19 protein-coding genes are annotated in these 18,431 nt (G+C 41.2%); 8 read left to right on the top strand and 11 right to left on the bottom strand.

The window, feature by feature from the left end; genetic code table 11:
• The 3 genes from BUC10_RS17900 to rlmB all read left to right on the top strand — a co-directional run.
• A partial coding sequence (locus tag BUC10_RS17900) for a hypothetical protein (RefSeq protein ID WP_073181728.1) occupies positions 1-717 on the top strand: 717 nt, incomplete at its 5' end.
• 204 nt (positions 718-921) lie between these two features.
• On the top strand, positions 922-4,254 hold the full coding sequence (locus tag BUC10_RS16540; RefSeq protein WP_084732692.1) for a VCBS repeat-containing protein: 3,333 nt from the start codon (positions 922-924) through the stop codon (positions 4,252-4,254).
• A gap of 28 nt (positions 4,255-4,282) precedes the next feature.
• Positions 4,283-5,014 (top strand): 23S rRNA (guanosine(2251)-2'-O)-methyltransferase RlmB, encoded by a 732-nt coding sequence (rlmB, locus tag BUC10_RS16545; protein ID WP_073181730.1) that lies wholly within the window; start codon positions 4,283-4,285, stop codon positions 5,012-5,014.
• A 3-nt stretch (positions 5,015-5,017) separates the two neighbouring features.
• Here rlmB and BUC10_RS16550 read toward each other — a convergent pair whose 3' ends face one another.
• Positions 5,018-5,752, bottom strand: coding sequence for a rhomboid family intramembrane serine protease (locus tag BUC10_RS16550; protein WP_073181732.1), 735 nt, complete (start codon positions 5,750-5,752; stop codon positions 5,018-5,020).
• A gap of 133 nt (positions 5,753-5,885) precedes the next feature.
• Between BUC10_RS16550 and BUC10_RS16555 the strand changes: the two genes are divergently transcribed.
• Positions 5,886-7,163: a replication-associated recombination protein A gene (locus tag BUC10_RS16555; protein WP_073181734.1), complete on the top strand. Its 1,278-nt coding sequence runs from the start codon at positions 5,886-5,888 to the stop codon at positions 7,161-7,163.
• On the opposite strand, the gene BUC10_RS16560 is transcribed toward BUC10_RS16555, so the two are convergent.
• Genes BUC10_RS16560 through radC form a run of 6 tightly spaced genes read right to left on the bottom strand, consistent with a single transcriptional unit; the run spans position 7,160 to position 12,777 of the window.
• On the bottom strand, positions 7,160-7,987 hold the full coding sequence (locus BUC10_RS16560; protein ID WP_131819095.1) for a hypothetical protein: 828 nt from the start codon (positions 7,985-7,987) through the stop codon (positions 7,160-7,162). The two genes, BUC10_RS16555 and BUC10_RS16560, sit on opposite strands and share 4 nt — an antisense overlap.
• A 37-nt stretch (positions 7,988-8,024) precedes the next feature.
• On the bottom strand, positions 8,025-9,482 hold the full coding sequence (locus BUC10_RS16565) for a DUF5723 family protein (protein WP_073181737.1): 1,458 nt from the start codon (positions 9,480-9,482) through the stop codon (positions 8,025-8,027).
• Positions 9,479-10,030, bottom strand: a complete 552-nt coding sequence (locus BUC10_RS16570; protein WP_073181739.1) for a hypothetical protein — start codon at positions 10,028-10,030, stop codon at positions 9,479-9,481. Before BUC10_RS16570 ends, BUC10_RS16565 begins: the two co-directional genes overlap by 4 nt.
• 58 nt (positions 10,031-10,088) lie before the next feature.
• Complete coding sequence (locus BUC10_RS16575; RefSeq protein WP_073181741.1) at positions 10,089-10,778, bottom strand: YjjG family noncanonical pyrimidine nucleotidase; 690 nt, start codon at positions 10,776-10,778, stop codon at positions 10,089-10,091.
• Positions 10,771-12,066 (bottom strand): polysaccharide deacetylase family protein, encoded by a 1,296-nt coding sequence (locus tag BUC10_RS16580; RefSeq protein ID WP_073181743.1) that lies wholly within the window; start codon positions 12,064-12,066, stop codon positions 10,771-10,773. Before BUC10_RS16580 ends, BUC10_RS16575 begins: the two co-directional genes overlap by 8 nt.
• Positions 12,067-12,078: 12 nt before the next feature.
• Complete coding sequence (gene radC, locus BUC10_RS16585; protein ID WP_073181745.1) at positions 12,079-12,777, bottom strand: RadC family protein; 699 nt, start codon at positions 12,775-12,777, stop codon at positions 12,079-12,081.
• Between the two features lie 50 nt (positions 12,778-12,827).
• Between radC and BUC10_RS16590 the strand changes: the two genes are divergently transcribed.
• The gene (locus BUC10_RS16590) at positions 12,828-13,277 is read left to right on the top strand and encodes a DUF1569 domain-containing protein (protein WP_073181747.1); all 450 of its coding nucleotides are present in this window, start codon (positions 12,828-12,830) and stop codon (positions 13,275-13,277) included.
• A 4-nt stretch (positions 13,278-13,281) separates the two neighbouring features.
• Here BUC10_RS16590 and BUC10_RS17785 read toward each other — a convergent pair whose 3' ends face one another.
• Together BUC10_RS17785 and BUC10_RS16595 are read right to left on the bottom strand one after the other, a co-directional pair.
• Positions 13,282-13,467: a hypothetical protein gene (locus BUC10_RS17785; protein WP_131819096.1), complete on the bottom strand. Its 186-nt coding sequence runs from the start codon at positions 13,465-13,467 to the stop codon at positions 13,282-13,284.
• A gap of 59 nt (positions 13,468-13,526) precedes the next feature.
• Positions 13,527-14,882 carry a UDP-N-acetylmuramate--L-alanine ligase gene (locus BUC10_RS16595; protein WP_073181750.1) on the bottom strand — a complete coding sequence of 452 codons (1,356 nt, stop codon included), beginning with the start codon at positions 14,880-14,882 and terminating at the stop codon, positions 13,527-13,529.
• 93 nt (positions 14,883-14,975) lie between these two features.
• Between BUC10_RS16595 and BUC10_RS16600 the strand changes: the two genes are divergently transcribed.
• The 3 genes from BUC10_RS16600 to BUC10_RS16610 all read left to right on the top strand — a co-directional run bounded on the left by BUC10_RS16600 (position 14,976) and on the right by BUC10_RS16610 (position 16,544).
• Positions 14,976-15,287, top strand: coding sequence for a cupin domain-containing protein (locus BUC10_RS16600; RefSeq protein ID WP_073181752.1), 312 nt, complete (start codon positions 14,976-14,978; stop codon positions 15,285-15,287).
• A gap of 2 nt (positions 15,288-15,289) precedes the next feature.
• Positions 15,290-16,075, top strand: coding sequence for an SDR family oxidoreductase (locus BUC10_RS16605; RefSeq protein WP_073181755.1), 786 nt, complete (start codon positions 15,290-15,292; stop codon positions 16,073-16,075).
• Positions 16,076-16,169: 94 nt separating this feature from the next.
• Positions 16,170-16,544 (top strand): DoxX family membrane protein, encoded by a 375-nt coding sequence (locus BUC10_RS16610; RefSeq protein ID WP_073181757.1) that lies wholly within the window; start codon positions 16,170-16,172, stop codon positions 16,542-16,544.
• A 76-nt stretch (positions 16,545-16,620) separates the two neighbouring features.
• On the opposite strand, the gene BUC10_RS16615 is transcribed toward BUC10_RS16610, so the two are convergent.
• Positions 16,621-17,349 (bottom strand): LytR/AlgR family response regulator transcription factor, encoded by a 729-nt coding sequence (locus BUC10_RS16615; protein ID WP_073181759.1) that lies wholly within the window; start codon positions 17,347-17,349, stop codon positions 16,621-16,623.
• Positions 17,346-18,404, bottom strand: a complete 1,059-nt coding sequence (locus BUC10_RS16620; protein ID WP_073181761.1) for a sensor histidine kinase — start codon at positions 18,402-18,404, stop codon at positions 17,346-17,348. Before BUC10_RS16620 ends, BUC10_RS16615 begins: the two co-directional genes overlap by 4 nt.
• Positions 18,405-18,431: the final 27 nt, after the last annotated feature.

Below are 18,431 nucleotides of genomic sequence, written 5' to 3' on the forward strand. Positions count from 1 at the left end.
GACCTGTCCATTGAGTTGAGAATTGACGACGGAACTGACGGGGATTTGTTGAGCACCTTGAGAATCTTCAGAGAGTTTGTTGATAGAACTATTGAGGATGGCGATCCTGACCTTTCAGAAGCTGAAGCTGAATTGATCAGCTATGACATTTCCAGCTTGGAGCTTGTTGAGGAAACTGATGATGATGGTGAGGTGACCAACTCCTACAGAAGAGTAGAGTTCACTCGTACACTTGCTGAGTTGTTGGGCGGTGCCTTGACATTCGGTGATCTAGGTGTCAACGACGAATTTAACTTGCGTGTTGAGATCGAAACTGCCGACGGCAGGATCATCACAACCAACGCTCCCGGTACAGAGAACTTTATTCAAGTTATCGTATTGGATTGTACTTTGTTGAATGCAGATGCACCATTCCCAGGTGAATACACCATCAACTTCTTCGATAGCTTTGGAGACGGATGGGATGGAGCTAAAATCACCGTTTCCATTGATGGTGGTTCTGCTCAAGAGTACACCTTAGGAAATGGAACTTCCGGTTCTGCCAAGTTCACTGTTCCTGAAGGAGCAACTTCCTTGGACGTTGAGTACGTTCCTGGAGCGTTCGAGTCTGAGCACTCTTATAACATTGCAGATCCAAATGGTAACCAAGCTGCAGCTGATGCAGGTGGTGCCCTAGGTCCAGTTGTTGGACCTGTTGGAATCGCGGTTTGTGAATAATACACTAAATCAGCATATGAAAAGGGCATCCAATTGGATGCCCTTTTTTTTCACCAAACTTTTAACGCTTTACTACCCTATTATTTTCCCAAATTGAATTAGTTTTCCGTTCCCAAAACGACTTATGCCTAGGTGCTTACATTGATCACACTTCCTTTGAAGTAAGATTATTATGTTTTATTTTGAATTAATTTTGCTTTCTCGATGCTAAGAAAAAGTTCTTTGCTCTTATTTTGCGCTACGCTGATAGGCTGCGGTGAGGTTTCTACTAAGGACAACACCCCAGATATTACTTCCTCCAACTCAAACAAACCATTGTTTCAAAAACTGAATGCTTCTGAAACTGGTTTGGACTTTTCAAATTCTATACAACATAATGTTGCAACACTAGAGAATCTCTTTGATTACGATTATTTCTATAATGGCGCCGGGGTTGGACTGGAAGACCTTAATAATGACGGCCTGCTAGATCTCGTTTTCTGTGGCAATCAAGTACCAAATCGAATCTATATTAATGAAGGAGGACTAAAGTTTAAGGACATCACTTCAACTTCCGGAGTAAATACACTTAAACATTGGTCCAACGGAGTCACTTTTGCCGACGTGAACAATGACGGGTGGATGGACATCTATATTTCCCAAGGAGGACCTAAAAACCGGGAACAACGTAAAAATTTGCTCCTTATCAATCAAAAGAATGAAACCTTTTTGGAAAGTGCCGAGGATTACGGGCTTGCAGACGTAGGCATTAGTACCCAATCCGCTTTTTTCGATTTTGACAAGGACGGTGACTTGGATTGTGTGGTCATGAATGAAAATGAGCTCTACGGTTTTGACCCCATTCGCCTTGAGCGTTATATAAAGGCCAATCCAGGGAGCGCATATTTTAATTCATCCCATTTTTATCGGAATGATGGGGGAAGATTCACCGATATTACCAAAGAGGTGGGAATAGAAAAGCCCATTTTTGGCTTGGGATTGGCCATTTCTGATATAAACGAGGATGGATGGATGGACATGTACCTTGCCAGTGATTACTACCTACCAGATGCGATGTACATCAACAACGGTGATGGCACTTTTAAAGATCAAATCAAGGAAACCACCAATCAGATTTCCTTTTATGGGATGGGAATGGACATAGCCGATCTGGACAACGACAACCTTCAGGATATCTTTGTTCTGGATATGGCGGCGAACGACCATGTACGATCAAAAACCCTAATGGCCTCCATGAGCACGGGTAGATTTGATTATTTGGTCAATAAAGCGGATTTCCAGTACCAATACATGTATAATTCCTTGCAGAAAAACCTTGGAAATCAAAAATTCACCAACATCTCCCAACTTTCCGGGGTAGCCAATACGGATTGGAGCTGGTCCGTGCTTATGAACGATTTTGATTTGGACGGACACAAGGAAATCCATATCACCAATGGATATAGACGTTACGCACTGGATAATGACCTACAGCGAAAGGTGTTCGAAGCCCGTCAAAAATATGGTCAAAATGTGCCGTTGGAGGTCAAAGAAAGTTTATACAGCTCCATGCCTTCCGAAAAGTTGCCCAACATCATGTACAAAAGAACATCTGCTCTTAAATACGAAAATGTATCCGCCGCATGGGGGTTAGACGACTTTTCCTTTAGTAACGGGGCGGTAAGTGGGGATTTAGACAATGACGGAGATTTAGATCTTGTCATCAACAATATGGATGATCAGGCCTTTCTGTATCAAAACATGGCCATAGAGGAACAAAAAGGAAACTATTTAAAGGTAATCACCAACGGCAATTCCTCAGAAGAATTTGCCAGAGTGGACATCAAAGTTCAAGGGTCCTCGCAAACTGTAGAGATCAAACGTGTTCGAGGCTATAGGTCTTCCCAAGAGAACAATGCATTTTTTGGAGTCGGTGGACACCAGACCATCGATACGGTAACGGTTTTTTGGAAGTCGGGTAAAATGGAGCGGAAATTCAATGTTCCAAGCAACACAACAGTTGTATTCAATATCAAAGACGCCAAGCAGATTGCTCCAAAAAGAACCTCGAAGAATCCTTTTGTTCCAGTTAATGCAAAAAACTTGGGATTGGACTTTGTGCACAACGAAAATCCTTTTGATGATTTTGAAAAGGAGATTTTGCTGCCCTACAAACAGTCAAATCTAGGACCGTTTGTCTCAAAGGGGGACATTAATAATGATGGCCTGATGGATTTGCATATAGGAGGGGCATCAGGTCAGGCCGGACAGCTTTATATACAATCCAATAAAGGATTTACCAAATTGGACTCCCCTGCCCTTGCCAATGATGCACAGTTTGAAGATATGGAGTCCTCTTTCTTTGATTTCGACGGAGATAATGATTTAGATCTTTATATTGTCAGCGGCGGTAATGAGTTTGACGAGTTTTCATCCTATCACACGGACAGAATCTACCTGAACAACGGAAGTGGCGTATATACCAAATTGGAGATTGATGCCCTCAGATCTTATCCAAAAAACGGAAAGGCCGTAAGTTTCATTGATTTCGACCAAGACGGTGATCAAGATATTCTAGTGGGCAATCGGGTGGTTCCCAAAATGTATCCAAATCCACAATCTTCTACAATTTATGAAAACGCAGATGGGGAGCTTATCGATGTTACCCAGAAAATTGCACCGCAACTGCATTCCTTCGGAATTGTTAACGATATTCAAATCACTGATGTCAACAACGATGGTTGGATGGATTTTATCGTAGTTGGCGAATGGACGGGCATTGGAGTCTTTATTAACCAGAAGGGAATATTTCAGAATATTGACGAAAAAGATTCCGTGCTTAGGGAAAAAGGTTGGTGGTTCTCCATCCATGAAACGGACATCAATAATGATGGCCTGAAAGACTATGTTGTTGGCAACGCTGGACTTAACATCAAATTTAAAGCCTCACCGCAAAAGCCCTTTAAGGTCTATGCCACGGATTTTGACGAAAACGGAACAAATGATATTGTACTCAGTAAAAAGTACAATGGCACCTATGTACCAGTTAGAGGACGCGAGTGTTCTTCGCAACAAATGCCTTTTATCAAGGAAAAATTTGGCACTTATAGTGAATTTGCCAATGCCAGTTTGGTAGATATTTATGGAGATAAATTGAACTCCTCCTATGAAAGTAGCGTAACTGAATTCAACTCTGTTTTGCTGATTAACAAGGGTGACGGGAGTTTCGAAAAGAGTATATTGCCCGTGGAAAGTCAATTCTTCCCATTATTGGATTGTGTAATGGTTGACATTAACAAAGATGGTTATGAGGACATCATTGCCGCCGGTAATATTTATGAAACAGAAGTTGAAACCCCCCGTTTGGATGCCATTTCGGGACAAATACTACTTTCCAACGGAAAGGACGGGTACACTGCCCTATCCCATCAAGAATCCGGACTGTTCCTTAACGGCAATGTAAAGAGCATTGAAATCATAGAGAATTCGAAAGGAGAAAAGTATTTGATAACAGCAGTTAACGACGGTGCGGTCCTGGTGCACAAATTAGCATCATGATTCCATTTAACCCCATGACCACAGCCAAATGAGTAAACAGATATACGGAATTCGGGCCATTATAGAGGCTATTGACGCCTCTCAGCCCATCAATAAGATATTTCTACAAAAAGGCCTTAGCGGAGACCTGTTTCGTGAACTGGAAAGTCTGATTCGAAAGCAAGGGATAAGCTCTTCCTACGTACCTGTGGAAAAGCTGAATCGGTTGACCAAAAACAATCATCAAGGTGCTGTCGCCCAGATTTCCCCGGTTGAATTTCATGATTTTGAAGTTTTAGTGGAAAACATTGTTGCAAAAAACAACTCACCTTTTTTTCTATTGTTGGACCAAGTTTCAGATGTTAGAAATTTTGGAGCTATCATAAGAACTGCTGAATGCTGCGGTGTCGATGGCATTATAGTGCCCAAAAGCGGTGCTGCACCAATTACTGACGATACCGTTAAAACTTCTGCCGGTGCGGTTTTTAATGTTCCCGTAGCCAAGGTTGACCATCTAAAAGATGCCATATTCTACCTTCAATCATCGGGAGTAACCGTGGTTGGAGCTACCGAAAAAACAGAAAAACATATCTATTCCATCGATTTTAAAGGACCCTGTGCTGTGGTCATGGGAGCGGAAGACAGGGGCATTTCCCCATCCGTCCTTAAAATGGTAGATTACAAGGCCAAGCTTCCCCTATTGGGCAAAATTGGGTCGCTAAATGTATCCGTGGCATGCGGAGTCTTCCTTTATGAAGTAGTTAGACAACGAAGTAAATAATCTTCAGTTCTCTCTTTTCTTTTTATAATGATAGGTGATCTTGATCGAATCATCCGCAACCGTCTTTTCCTCGGGTTGTGACTCAATAAAATTTCCATGTTCATCAAAATGCCTTAAAAAGGGGTCTTCCTCCTCATTAAAACCTTCTTTTTCCCATTCGTACTTCTTTACCTCAGGCACTTTCACCTTTGTAATTAAAGCGAGGAACAAACCTGTAATAAATCCAGATAAGTGGCCTTCCCAAGATATACCATCCTTAACGGGAAAAATGTACCATATCATACTTCCGTAAATAAAAACAACCACTAGGGAAAGCGCCACAAGTCTAAAATGTTTTGCAAAAACACCCTTAAAGAAAATGAAACTTGCCAGTACATAAATAAGTCCACTGGCCCCAATATGATAGGAGGGCCTACCAATCAACCAAGTCAATATTCCTGAAAGTAGCACGCCTAGAACCAAGGTGCGAAGGGCGATCTCCCTATAGAAATACACCAAAAAGGCAGTTAGAACCGCTAATGGAATGGTATTATTGTACAAATGTTCAACGGATCCATGGATAAACGGACTAAAAAGTACACCCCGTAACCCAGTCAATTTCCTCGGATAAATTCCAAAGTCATTAAAATTGATACCGAACTGTACCTCTACCCAAAAAACGGTCCATATAGCAAGTATGGCCGCCAACGGTGCCAGCAGGACACTACCCGAAAACTGAAAACTATCTTTTGGCTTCATTGCCTTTCCAATAACAATTATCCATCCATAACCTTGAAATTACACAAATTGTCAGGTAATCATTGGAAAACTTTCAAAACACAGCTTGTCCCTTCCAATCTTTCACGCTGTAAAATGTATTATTTTTATCGCTATGAATGAACCGTTGGCAGAGCGAGTACGCCCCAAAACCCTAGAAGATTATATCAGTCAAAACCATTTGGTGGGGGCGGATGGCTCGTTGACACATCAGATTAAGAACGGCATCATTCCCTCTCTGATTTTTTGGGGGCCTCCAGGTACCGGAAAAACCACTTTAGCCAACATCATTGCCCACGAGAGTGAAAGGCCCTTTTATACCTTAAGCGCTATCAGCAGCGGAGTAAAAGACGTTAGGGAAGTAATTGACAAAGCAAAGCAAGGTGGAGGACTGTTCACAGCCAAAAATCCCATTTTGTTTATAGACGAAATCCATCGTTTTAGTAAATCACAACAAGATTCCTTGCTTGGTGCCGTAGAAAAGGGTTGGGTCACCCTTATCGGAGCTACCACAGAAAATCCAAGTTTTGAGGTTATTCCCGCACTTTTGTCAAGATGCCAAGTCTATGTCTTAAACCCATTTGGCAAGGAAGATTTGGAGGCTCTCTTAAATAGGGCAATAACTACCGACACCATCTTAAAATCTAAAAAAATTGTTCTAAAGGAAACCGAGGCGCTTTTGCGATTATCTGGCGGTGACGGGAGAAAGTTGCTTAATATTTTTGAACTTATCGTAAACTCAGAGGTTGGCGAATCCATAACGGTTACCAATGAATTGGTAATGAACAAGGTGCAGAAAAACACCGTTTTGTACGATAAGACAGGAGAACAGCACTATGATATCATCTCTGCATTTATCAAATCTGTTAGGGGCAGTGACCCAAATGCAGCGGTTTATTGGCTAGCACGCATGATTGAGGGAGGTGAAGATGTTAAGTTTATTGCCAGGAGAATGGTGATACTTGCCTCTGAAGATATCGGAAATGCAAATCCTACTGCATTGGTAATGGCCAATTCAACGTTCCAAGCCGTAAACACGATTGGCTATCCCGAAGCAAGGATTATTCTCAGTCAGTGCGCCACCTACTTGGCCACTTCTGCCAAAAGTAACGCCAGTTACGCTGCCATTAAACAAGCCCAACAAAAAGTAAAGGAAACCGGTGACCTACCCGTGCCCCTGCCAATTAGGAACGCCCCCACAAAGTTGATGAAAGACTTAGGCTATGGAAAAGGTTATGATTATGCCCACGACCATAAGAACAATTTTGTGGACTTTGAATTTCTTCCTGAAGAAATCTCTGGGACCGTTTTCTACGAACCCGGTGAGAACCCTAGAGAGAAAGCCATGCGCGATTTTCTAAAAAAACGTTGGAAGGGAAAATATGAATACTAGAACTTGATATGTAGTTCTTCAAGTTTTTTACCACTACCTTCGGCGTACTCCAAGTACCATTTCTCCCCTTTTTTGTAGACCATTCCGTTTTTCACTTCGTCATCCACTAGAAAAATATTGTCCACAGAGGTCTTGATCAATTTAAGAATCACTTTGGGAGAACTGTCCACCAATTGATAGCCAGTTTCCGTGGGTTGGGCATAAAGCAGCTCAATTGCTTCAGGAGCCTTCTCGGCTGTCACCGCCTTTTTAAAACTTGATGTTTTGGGTTCCTTGCTCTCAAAGCTCTGCTCCTCCGGCGTTGCCACTTGTTTAACCACTGACTGTTTTACCGTGTCTTCCACGCTTTTAACATCATTCTTAAAACTTACCACAATGGGCTTTTCGGCAGCAGTTTCTTTTTCAGCACGCTCCTGTTTGGGCGTATATTCGTAATTCAAACCTTCAAATGATGTGCCCGCTTCCATTAGTGCCTCCCTGTAGGAAACTTTGTATTCCTTCGTTTTACTTCGCCCTTCCCTTGACCTGAAAATCTCTACCCCTTTGCAGTCCCTAAGCACTACCGTCAATTTCGTAGTAAACATACTCGAATCATCTTGTAGGTCTGCTAAAAGACCTAAGCACCGATTATCTGCCAAATCTTCTGGAAGTCTATCATTATAAACGACATTAAACCCGTTTTTCACCAAAAGAAATTTAAGATTTGTACTGGTCTGATGCTTGTTTTCAACATTATAGTCCTTGAACTTTTTGGGTACTATGATATATTTATAGTTGTTCAATTGCGCATTTGCAACAACACCAAATCCTAATAGAAATACCAATAAAAATAACGATTGAGGTCTCATATGGAACAAGTAATCAATTATCGTTCCAAGATATAATATTAAATCCAAATTGTAAAGAAGCGTAATGGCTATCAGCTACGTTTCTGTAGGCCAACAGGTTATCTCCCATAATGTAAAAGTTGATAGGCCCTGCTTGTAGATTTAAACCTAGGCCAATATTCGTCAATGAATATTTATCCACAGTGTAGGTTGTCTTTACCGCCAAAGTTCTGCCAAATCTCCTTTGATAAAATCCTGTGAGTGCTGCCTGAACTCCCCTTGGTCTTTTCATCATAAAAAGCTGCCCGCCGATACTGTTTCTGTACAAATCGCTATTTCTGTTTTCTTGAACTGCTATCGCACATCCGCAATCCCTGCTATAGGTGGACTCCGCCTGTCCAAAGTCATAACGAACCGAACCATAGGCCTTGACCGGTCTAAACGAAATATATCCTGATTCGTTTTCTTCAAATGGTACGGCCGCTTCAATCTCATCTACCAAATCCTGCCAGAGGTCATTGTTCAAATTTGTAATATCTTCTGGTAGAATTACCGTTAGTCCTTCGTTGGACACGCTGCCTTTAAGGGTGTAATTCATTATATCCTTAGAATTGTAAACGAAACCAATGTCCAAAACACTTCCCGTAATCGTTGTCTGTGGATTGAGTTGGTAAGTAAAGCCAGCATCGAAACCCAGTCCAAGATTCCCTCCAAAAAGCGCTCTCTTACTAAATAAATTAACCAAATCACCAGCTGTTCCGGTAGAGTCCTCGTCCAAAACGTCTAAAAACCCTTCAACTCCTGAAGTTTGTAACTGCAAATCAGCCGTTATTGAAGTTCTATAAATGTTGTCCTGTCCTTGTGTAGTTGAGAATGCACCTCTATTTGCTTTGGATTGAAATTGAAAAATGCTGGAGTAAACTTTGGCCCTGGCCCCTACTCTTAGGGCATTGTTTATTTTTCTGTTGATTCCAAAATGAAAAACATTAACCATCTCTCCCCGAAGACTTAAATCTCCTAAGTCAAAACTTCTTCCAATATTTGCTCCTCCGTTTCCCTCAAATGCAAGAATTGCCAAATCTTTGGGCCAATACACAATAACATCGGTTTCAACGTACATGCCCATTGAATAGTATTCATCCGGTCTATTTCTGCTCCTAAATCCAATAGTAAAGGCTTCTACCTGATTTGTTACGCTAAAGTCATCGCGTTTGCTCATTCCGTCAACAACCCGTTCCCTGACTTTTGTTGTGAAATCCACTCCATCATTGGCAAATAAATCATTTACCGTAACCCCGCTAGTACCAGCCTGAAAATACAATCCCGAAATTCCAGGTACGCCAACATGCCATTTCTCTGAAGCTTTAACTCCAGGATTGACCATTAGAGATTGAGGTATTTCATAAAAGTCGTATAACAATTGCTTGTTTTGCGCAGATAATGAAACCGTGCCATAGACCACGGCCAGAAATAATACGGACTTCAATCTCATTTTAAACGGAATAGGAAGTCGCCAGAGGACCTTAATGTTACTTTTGGGTCTGGTGAGGTCGAAGTACTGGTATCATCACCGAGGTTTTGGGCCGTTACCCTTAGAGCACTGGTATTTCTTAATATATCTATATTTCTTCCACCCGGCCCGTAGACAACATCCAAGGTTACAAGAGGTGCAGGGTCAGGTTCTATGTTAAAAGTATCGATTGCCAGTGCATCTCCTTGTTCACTTAAAAACTCAACACTAAAATTGAGCTCTTTACTTGTGGTGTTCTCAATTTCATATTGTATTACGCCTTCCAACAGACGTTCTGCAACAAACTGTTCGTTAAAAGGGTCAAAGTTGAAAGTTTGAGAATAAAATGCCCCAAAAGTGGACACGGTGTTGATGAACTCTTCATCAGATTCAACCAATAAAATGCTAGAGGCAACCGTAGGGATAATACTTAGGTCATCAAATTGGTTAAAATCCTGTTCTTCCGAGCAGGAAAAAGTAGTCAATACAAGTGTGAACGCCATTATACAGCGAAAAAGCAGTCCTTTCATAGGTTCTAAAGCAATTTTATACTAAAACAATGGGGCTAAGCTGTACCCTACTATAACTCTATAAAATGTTTTTTATTTCAACCAAAGAGTTAATCATTTTACAAATCTCATGTGGAGGTTCACTATGTGCGTTAAAATGAAGTGTTTGGAATCCAACCGCTTTTGCACCCAAAATGTCAGCTTCTAGGTTATCACCGATCATCAAGGAATTTTTTGGGGCAACCTTGGCTGTTTCTAGGGCAAGTTTAAAAATTTGGGGATGTGGTTTTTTTACCCCCGCCATTTCAGAATTGATAATTACATCAAAGTAATTGAAGATATTGGCTCCCTTCAATTTTTTATCTTGTATTTCCTGAAATCCATTTGTGATAATGTGCAGCCTATATTTTGGGGACAAATAGTTCAAAACATCAGTGGTATTGGGAAATAGGTGGGTAAAGGAAGAGAGATTGGCTATATATTCAACTGCCAAAAGGTCAATTAGGTCATCAGAAACCTTTGCCCCAATGGAATCAAAGGTTTTTTTCAGTCTTTGATAGCGGAGATCTGATTTACTAATTCGATCTTCTCTGTACAGTTTCCAAAATTCTAAATTAATGGGAACGTAAGTCTGAAGAAAATCCTCGAGATCAACATTGACCTTGTTTTCAGTCAGGATTTTTTTGAATGTCAGGGCAGAGTTTTTTTCAAAATCCCACAAGGTATGGTCCAAATCAAAGAAAATGTCCGTAATCCGGTCTCTAAACATAATACCTCCTTAATGAAGCTTGGTAAAGGTCCATCCAGTCAATCTTGTGGTCACCTCCAAGCAATTCGTTGGAAAAAACCAAAACAAAATCACCATGAACCTCTTTAACTTGTCTATAGATCACATCTATTTTGTTGAAAATCTCTTCTTTTTTTTGGTACTTAAGCAGTGCGTAATCGTGAACGGCAAATGGATGCACCTTTAAGGGTTGTTTTACCTCCGTGTTGATATCATAGAAATGGAAGGGTGTGCAGGTTCCTGCCCTAAAACCAATTTCATGGGTATATCCCATGGAAAAATCATCTGTGAATTCGGTTTCAATCAAAGTTCGATAAGTCATTGGAACATTAACCCGATTGTACCGTAGTCTAGCATAGTTAATGGGCCTATTTATAAGATTGGCCAGTTGTTGTTTTTCTTCTTTGAGCACATATTTATCCGTTGATGACAAAAAAGAAGTACTCAAGGAAACAACGCTATAATCTGCTACCGACTTTATTAGATATCGGAATTTATTGTTGTTTGGCGATATGTTTTTATCATGAGCGGAATATTTGGCAAACTGGAAAAAAAACATGCTCTTCACCGGAAATTTTTTATGGATATCCACCAAAGCGTCAAAGTTGTCATAAGGATCCTTCTTAATTCCCAAAAGTACTGCAATCCGCCTACCAATATTTCTTAACCTAAAACCCCCTAAATCCATAAGAAATCCACCCAGACTTCTAATAAAACCCCTATGCGCATGCGCATGCGATGTAGTAACGTTAATGATTGGGGTACAGGAATAGTCTCGACTCGAATTCTTGATGTCAGGAAACCGTTCCTTCAAGGTCAACAACAATTTATAGGCCCATAAATCCACCACAGGGAGTTCCAAAAATTTATTTAAATAGGCTATACTCTCCTTGGCGGGAAAACGGCCCACACTATCCTTAACATGAGGCAAATACTCTTCATAGCGACTTAAAAGAAAGAAGCTTGCCGAAAAAACATCGTACGGAATTGAGCTTTTTTCTCCTGTCGGAAAAAAACATGGAATTCCTTCCCAATCCTCCACTCTAATATCAAAATCATTGATACCTTGTTCAAAAAGCAAGTCGTTACTTCGGATAAAAAATTCATTTTGTAAGGGTTGTTTCGAGTAGGTCAACTTGGGACCTGTATGTTTAATGAAATCCTCAACCTTGGTGGTAAAACTGATATCTATTCCCAATATACGTTCAAAAAGCTGTCTGGTCGTATAGGTAAGTCGGTTGGTAATTTTGTGGGTATATATCAGTAGCATCCTTGTCCTTTCTTATAAAATGCCCTCATCTGCAAAACTTAGATAGGTATGGTCTGTTAAAATAAGATGGTCTAGGACCTTTATATCCAGAGCTTCGGCGGCCTTCTGCAGTTTTTGGGTGATATGCTTATCCGCTCCGCTGGGCCGCAACCCTCCCGAGGGATGGTTGTGCGCAAGGATTATCCCCACCGCACCCAGTTCCAAAGCTTGCTTCAATACCAGTCTCACATCAACCAAGGTACCGGTAATACCTCCCTTACTCATCAAAGATTTATGAATGACCTTGTTCGAATTGTTGAGGTACACGATCCAAAATTCCTCATGCTCCAACTCTCCAAGAACCGGATATAAAATTTCAAAGGCATCCTTACTACTGCTAATTTTGCTTATGGCATACCGATTCTCACCTCGTCTTCTCCTACCCACCTCCAGCGCTGCAGCTATGGTAATGGCCTTGGCATCTCCAATGCCATCGAATTGTTTAAGTTGATTTACCGATAGCTTACCAAGCTCGTTTAAATTGTGGTTCACAGTTGCCAAAATACGCTTGGACAGGCCCACGGCGCTCTCTTTTCTGTTTCCAGAACCAATAAGAATGGCAATAAGTTCGGCGTCGGAAAGAACGGTTCTGCCCTTGCTCACCAACTTTTCTCTGGGTTTGTCATCATCGGCCCAATGCTTAATGGAAAAGGAAGCGGTTTTTTCTTGCATAACTTAAAGATAGGGGAATAAGTTTGTAAATTTAGAACAAAACCGAAGTAATGAAATCCCTTTTTGATTCGCAAACCCATTCCGAAATTTTGCAAAGATTAGGTCAACTCTCGGAAAGTTCGAAACGGGAATGGGGAAAGATGGAAATAGGGCAAATGCTGCACCATTGCCAATTCCCCCTGCTCTTGGCCTTGGGCAAACATAACATGGCAAAGCCAAACCCCATAATGAAGCTTCTGTTCAAAAGTTTTAAAAAGAGCATGTATGACGATAAACCGTGGAAACCCAACCTACCCACTGCAAAGGGTTTTAAAGTAACAGATGAAAAGGAGTTTGCCTCTGAAAAAAGGACGTTGGAAGGGTTGGTTAATGAATTTCACTCCAAAAAGGAGCAAAAGGTTTGGGAACCGCATCCTGCTTTCGGCAAATTCACCTATGACCAATGGGGACAGATGCAATACAAACATCTAGACCATCATTTTCGCCAGTTCGGGGCATAGCATATTAGTGTGCATCATCTTCATCTTGGACTTCCCGCTGCTCAGTCTTCACTCCAGTATCATTGATCATCCGATCCTCCTCCAAAACCACGTTGGATATTCCCAGCATATAAGCAGATAGGAACACGGAAAGTATGCGCCTTATTCTCTTTTTTATAGTTCTAAAAGAGCTATGTACTGAAGATTTCATGCGGTTTACAGGTCAACAACTGTTCCGAGAACCCCAATACTGACAAAATTACCTCGTGTCTACTTGAAAAGTTGTTTTACCTGATCAAAATCCAAACCGCCATAATTACCGGAACTCATGAGCAAAAGTGCGCAATCATCAAAATTACGCTTAAAAAGGTAATTTTTGAATTCTTCAGGCTCAGTATAGATAGTCACATCCTTGCGATTCAAAGCCTTATAGATTTGGTCAGTAGTGACCTCTTTCAATTGCTTGATCTTAACCGCCTTTGGCGAAAAGAAAACCACAGCCTCATCCGCGGCATCCAAGGCACCTTTATATTCGCCCAGAAACTCAGCATTGAGACTGCTATAGGTGTGCAGTTCCAAACAGGCAATAAGTTTCCGCTTGGGAAATTGTTCCTTAACCGCCTCAGTTGTGGCCTTAACCTTACTTGGCGAATGCGCAAAATCTTTGAAAGCTACTTTGTCAGGGCCTTCGGCTATTTTCTCCATGCGCTTTGAGGCTCCCTTAAAAGAAGATATCGCCTCGTAAAAGTCTTCCTCATCAACACCCATTTGCTGAAGAATCCATTTGGCACCGGCAAGATTGTTCAAATTGTGTTTTCCAAATATTTCGATGGGCATTTCGCCTTCCGGAGTATCAAGAAGTGTTGTTCCATCCTTAACATGGTAGTCCGGTGTGCGGTATGCGAATTTCCTGATGGTATTTTCCGTGGCCTCCACTACCCTCTTCACCGCCTCATCCTCTTCATTATAAGTGATGCTTCCCCCGGTTACAATGCCATCTACAAAAATCTGGAACTGTTCCTCGTAATTTTCAAACGTTGGGAATACATTGATATGGTCCCAAGCAATCCCGCTCAGTAAGGCAATGTTTGGTTGGTACAAATGAAATTTGGGCCTTCGGTCTATAGGAGAAGAGAGGTACTCATCACCCTCCAACACGATAAAATCATTATGTTCCGTGAGGTGTACCATCCTATCAAACCCATCCAACTGAGCCCCTACCATATAATCCACGGCAATGTCATGATAATTCAACACATGTAAAATCATGGAAGTAATTGTTGTTTTTCCGTGGCTTCCGCCAATAACAACACGTGTTTTGTGTTTGCTCTGCTCGTAGAGAAATTCAGGATAAGAATAGATTTTGACTCCAATTTCCTGTGCTTTCAGCAATTCTGGATTGTCGGCCTTAGCATGCATGCCCAATACCACCGCATCCAATTCGTTATGGATTTTCTCGGGAAACCAGCCGAACTCAGATGGTAGTAGTCCTTTGGCCTCGAGTCGACTTTTGGAAGGTTCAAAAATTACATCATCACTACCGGTTATGCTGTATCCTTTGTGTGCCAAGGCTAGGGCCAAATTATGCATGGCGCTGCCTCCAATGGCTATAAAGTGAATGGTCATGGGTTCAGATTATCCCTCAAAAATAGCCAAAGGCTAAGGTATTGCAAACAACATTTGATCTTATTATTTCTATCTTGGCTAAAAATTAAACCGATGAATCTATCAGACATCCCGTCCAAGGAGATTATGCCCGGATACCATGGAAAAATGGTTCATGGAAGTGCTATGAGCTGGGCATTTTGGGAGGTTGAGCCCGGAGCTGAAGTACCTAAACATCAACATGTTCACGAGCAGATCATGCACGTGCTTGAGGGAGAATTCGAATTTACCGTGGATGGTAAGACCTCAATTTGCACATCTGGGGACGTAATCGTCATCCCATCGCAAATCTCCCATGGGGGCAAGGCGATTACAGCCTGTAAATTAATGGATGTCTTTAGCCCCGTAAGGGAAGAATACAAATAAGCATGAATATATCTTTATCTGGAAAAAGAGCCTTAATTGGGGGAAGTAGCAAAGGAATTGGAGAAGCCATTGCCAGACAATTGGCCAACAGCGGGGCCAGTGTTGTTTTAATGGCACGGAACGTCTCCCAAATGCAACAAATAATAAAGGAATTGGATACCAGTCAAGGGCAACAACACCAGTACTTGGCTGTGGATTTTTCCAATTTTGAGGCCTTTAAGAGCACCATTGCAGGCTTTTTTGATACCAATACAGTTGATATCCTGATCAACAACACCCAAGGTCCCAAAGCTGGTGGACCCTTGGAAAAGTCTGTAAGTGATTATCAAGAAGCTTTTGACTTACTGTTTAAGTCAGTAGTATTTACCACAGAATTGGCGTTAAAGGGAATGCAACAAAAACAATGGGGCCGTATAATCAATGTGGCCTCTGTCTCGGTAAAGGAGCCTTTGAATTACTTGGCCCTTTCCAATTCCATTAGGGCGGCGGTCGTCACCTGGGCAAAAAGTCTGGCCTTTGATGTGGGCAAGGAGAAGATAACGGTAAACAATGTTCTCACTGGTTATTTTGATACTGACAGAATTGCCCAACTCAATGCCAAAAAATCGGAAAAACTTGGGATTCCGGTTTCAGAGGTTAGATCCGACATGGAATCCCGGGTGCCCTTAAATCGTATTGGGGACCCAGCTGAATATGGTTATTTGGTTACTTTTCTTGCCTCTGATCAAGCAGCATATATAACGGGCACAAACATTCCCATTGATGGAGGTTTGCTCAAGTCGTTTTAATCACATGTTTGCAATACAACAGATTTAAGCTATATATTTTAACATATTCGTAATTTTTAGCTATTTTTATTGCTTAACCAATAAAAATAGCTTTATGAATTCAAAAGTTTTTCTGGTTGCCCGTATCCTGTTAGGACTGTTTGTTCTGTTTTTCGGATTGAATAAGTTCTTTGGATTTCTTGAGTTTGGGGAAATGCCAGAAGCCGCTGTCAACTACTTTGTTGGCGTAGGCCCCACCCATGTTCTAAAAATTGTTGGGATTATCGAAATTTTAGCAGGGATTGCATTTATCCTGAACAAATACGGGTCGTTGATGGCCTTGATTCTTATGAGTATTTCGGTGAATGCCGTTTTATTTCATGCAACCTTGGCTCCCAGTGATATCCAAGGGGCTTTGATATTGCTAGTTCTAAATATTGTGGTTCTTTTAGGGTATAAAGACCGATATAAGGATATTTTAAGAGCTTAAAGATTTAGAAGTGAAAACAAACAAACGGCCCTTCACAATTGTGAAGGGCCGTTTTTCTTATGACTTCGCTTTTTGATTATAAACTCATTCGGTCCTTGAAAATGTAGGATTGACGTCTTGACACCTCTACCTCATCACCATTTTTCATTTGTAGCTTAATTTTCCCATTAAACCATGGCACTACATTTTCAATAAAATTGGTATTCACTATCTGCTGCCGGTTGGCACGAAAAAAAACTTGCCCCGGTAATTTCTCCTCAATTTGGTTCAACGATTTGTACAGTAGTGGTCTTTTCTCATCAAAAAAGACCCTAGTATAATTTCCAACAATCTCAAAATGGGATATATCCCCAATTTTTATCAACCAACAGGCTTCCCCGTCCTTAATGAAAATCTGGCTGCTTTCCGATAATTTTTTGACGGTCGACTTTTCCTCCTTTGCCCTTGCATCTAAAATGGCTTTTACTTTTTCAAATGCCATGCCAAAGCGTTTCTCGCTAACAGGCTTCAGTAGGTAGTCCAACGCATTATACTCAAAGGATTTAATGGCATACTCATCAAAGGCAGTGGTGAATACTGTAATGGGTACTTCATCCAACATTTCCAGTAGTTGGAAACCATCCTTCTCGGGCATATTGATATCCAAAAACAGTAAATCGGGACGTTGCTCCTGAATCAGTTCAAAGCCCATATCAACGTTTTCTGCCTCTCCAACAAGTTCAATGTCATCATACTTCTTCACGAGCTCTTTGAGCTCATTTCTGGCCAACCTGGAATCTTCAACAATAACCGCCCTTATCTTCATGCAAGCGGTATTTTAATGTTTGCCACTACCTCTCCCATTATCTCTTGTAAATTGAACGAAGCTTTTTCAGCGTATAGCAATTTTAACCTTTGCCTAATGTTCTTAAGCCCCAATTGGGTGGTATTCTTTCCAATCTGTAGTCGTCCAGTGTTGCGCACCTCAATCTGCAGTAAGCTATCCTCCCTTTTAAGGTTAAGCTCGATCCTACCTCCTTCCTTAAGGTTCGAAATCCCATGCTTTACGGCATTCTCTATGAGCAGTTGAATGATCATGGGAGGAATTTCCAAAGAAAGTGTGTCCTCATCCACATGTTTCACAAATTCCAATCTACCCTCAAATTGAATCTTTGAAAGGTCAATGTAGTTATGTACCATTTCCAACTCCTCCGCCACTGAAATGGAATTTATATTGTTCTTGGTCAAAGAATATCGAAGTATTTCGGAAAGCTTGGTCAACATCTCCCTCGATTTTTCCACATCCTCCAACATCAGACCCCTTATATTATTGAGACTGTTGAACATAAAATGTGGATTGATCTGCCCTTTTAGGGTATTGAGTTGGGCCTGTTTCAAGTGTGTGTTCAACTCCAATCTCTCAATCCTATCTTTGTTCAGCTTCAGGAGTAGTTTAATTACCAAATAAGTCACTGTCCAAGCCCCAACAATAAAGAGGGAATTCATGACCTGAATCCAAAAGCTATCATAGGAATTGAATAGATGGGTTTCGGCCTCAGTCAGTTCTGGACCATATTTCACATAAGTATAACCAGCAGCATAATTTAATACTCCAAAGAGTGCGGCGGCGGAAAGAAAGGCCACCAGTACCTTCAAGAAATCTCCAGTACCAAACCCTTCAAACTTAATGTTCTTCTTTAGATACCATCGCTCCAGGGAAGTGGAAAAAATACCTATAAAGAGTCCCACAACGGTAGAATAAACCACCAATTCGATGCTGATCTTTTTCATCACAAAAAGGGACATCATGTTAATGAATCCCCATCCTAAAAATTGAAGGATCCAAAAGGTGTAGTTTCTTCTTTTGTCGTTTAGCTCCATAACTAACCTGAAGTTGTCAAATATAGC

The sequence above is a fragment of the Flagellimonas flava genome (assembly GCF_900129665.1).
Classification (GTDB): domain Bacteria; phylum Bacteroidota; class Bacteroidia; order Flavobacteriales; family Flavobacteriaceae; genus Flagellimonas; species Flagellimonas flava.

What these genes read in the sequence shown, in the direction of transcription:
- BUC10_RS16540 (WP_084732692.1), top strand. Translation starts at nt 922, where the DNA reads ATGCTAAGAAAAAGTTCTTTGCTCTTATTTTGCGCTACGCTGATAGGC.
- rlmB (WP_073181730.1), top strand. Translation starts at nt 4,283, where the DNA reads ATGAGTAAACAGATATACGGAATTCGGGCCATTATAGAGGCTATTGAC.
- BUC10_RS16550 (WP_073181732.1), bottom strand. Translation starts at nt 5,752, where the DNA reads ATGAAGCCAAAAGATAGTTTTCAGTTTTCGGGTAGTGTCCTGCTGGCA.
- BUC10_RS16555 (WP_073181734.1), top strand. Translation starts at nt 5,886, where the DNA reads ATGAATGAACCGTTGGCAGAGCGAGTACGCCCCAAAACCCTAGAAGAT.
- BUC10_RS16565 (WP_073181737.1), bottom strand. Translation starts at nt 9,482, where the DNA reads ATGAGATTGAAGTCCGTATTATTTCTGGCCGTGGTCTATGGCACGGTT.
- BUC10_RS16570 (WP_073181739.1), bottom strand. Translation starts at nt 10,030, where the DNA reads ATGAAAGGACTGCTTTTTCGCTGTATAATGGCGTTCACACTTGTATTG.
- BUC10_RS16575 (WP_073181741.1), bottom strand. Translation starts at nt 10,778, where the DNA reads ATGTTTAGAGACCGGATTACGGACATTTTCTTTGATTTGGACCATACC.
- BUC10_RS16580 (WP_073181743.1), bottom strand. Translation starts at nt 12,066, where the DNA reads ATGCTACTGATATATACCCACAAAATTACCAACCGACTTACCTATACG.
- radC (WP_073181745.1), bottom strand. Translation starts at nt 12,777, where the DNA reads ATGCAAGAAAAAACCGCTTCCTTTTCCATTAAGCATTGGGCCGATGAT.
- BUC10_RS16590 (WP_073181747.1), top strand. Translation starts at nt 12,828, where the DNA reads ATGAAATCCCTTTTTGATTCGCAAACCCATTCCGAAATTTTGCAAAGA.
- BUC10_RS17785 (WP_131819096.1), bottom strand. Translation starts at nt 13,467, where the DNA reads ATGAAATCTTCAGTACATAGCTCTTTTAGAACTATAAAAAAGAGAATA.
- BUC10_RS16595 (WP_073181750.1), bottom strand. Translation starts at nt 14,882, where the DNA reads ATGACCATTCACTTTATAGCCATTGGAGGCAGCGCCATGCATAATTTG.
- BUC10_RS16600 (WP_073181752.1), top strand. Translation starts at nt 14,976, where the DNA reads ATGAATCTATCAGACATCCCGTCCAAGGAGATTATGCCCGGATACCAT.
- BUC10_RS16605 (WP_073181755.1), top strand. Translation starts at nt 15,290, where the DNA reads ATGAATATATCTTTATCTGGAAAAAGAGCCTTAATTGGGGGAAGTAGC.
- BUC10_RS16610 (WP_073181757.1), top strand. Translation starts at nt 16,170, where the DNA reads ATGAATTCAAAAGTTTTTCTGGTTGCCCGTATCCTGTTAGGACTGTTT.
- BUC10_RS16615 (WP_073181759.1), bottom strand. Translation starts at nt 17,349, where the DNA reads ATGAAGATAAGGGCGGTTATTGTTGAAGATTCCAGGTTGGCCAGAAAT.
- BUC10_RS16620 (WP_073181761.1), bottom strand. Translation starts at nt 18,404, where the DNA reads ATGGAGCTAAACGACAAAAGAAGAAACTACACCTTTTGGATCCTTCAA.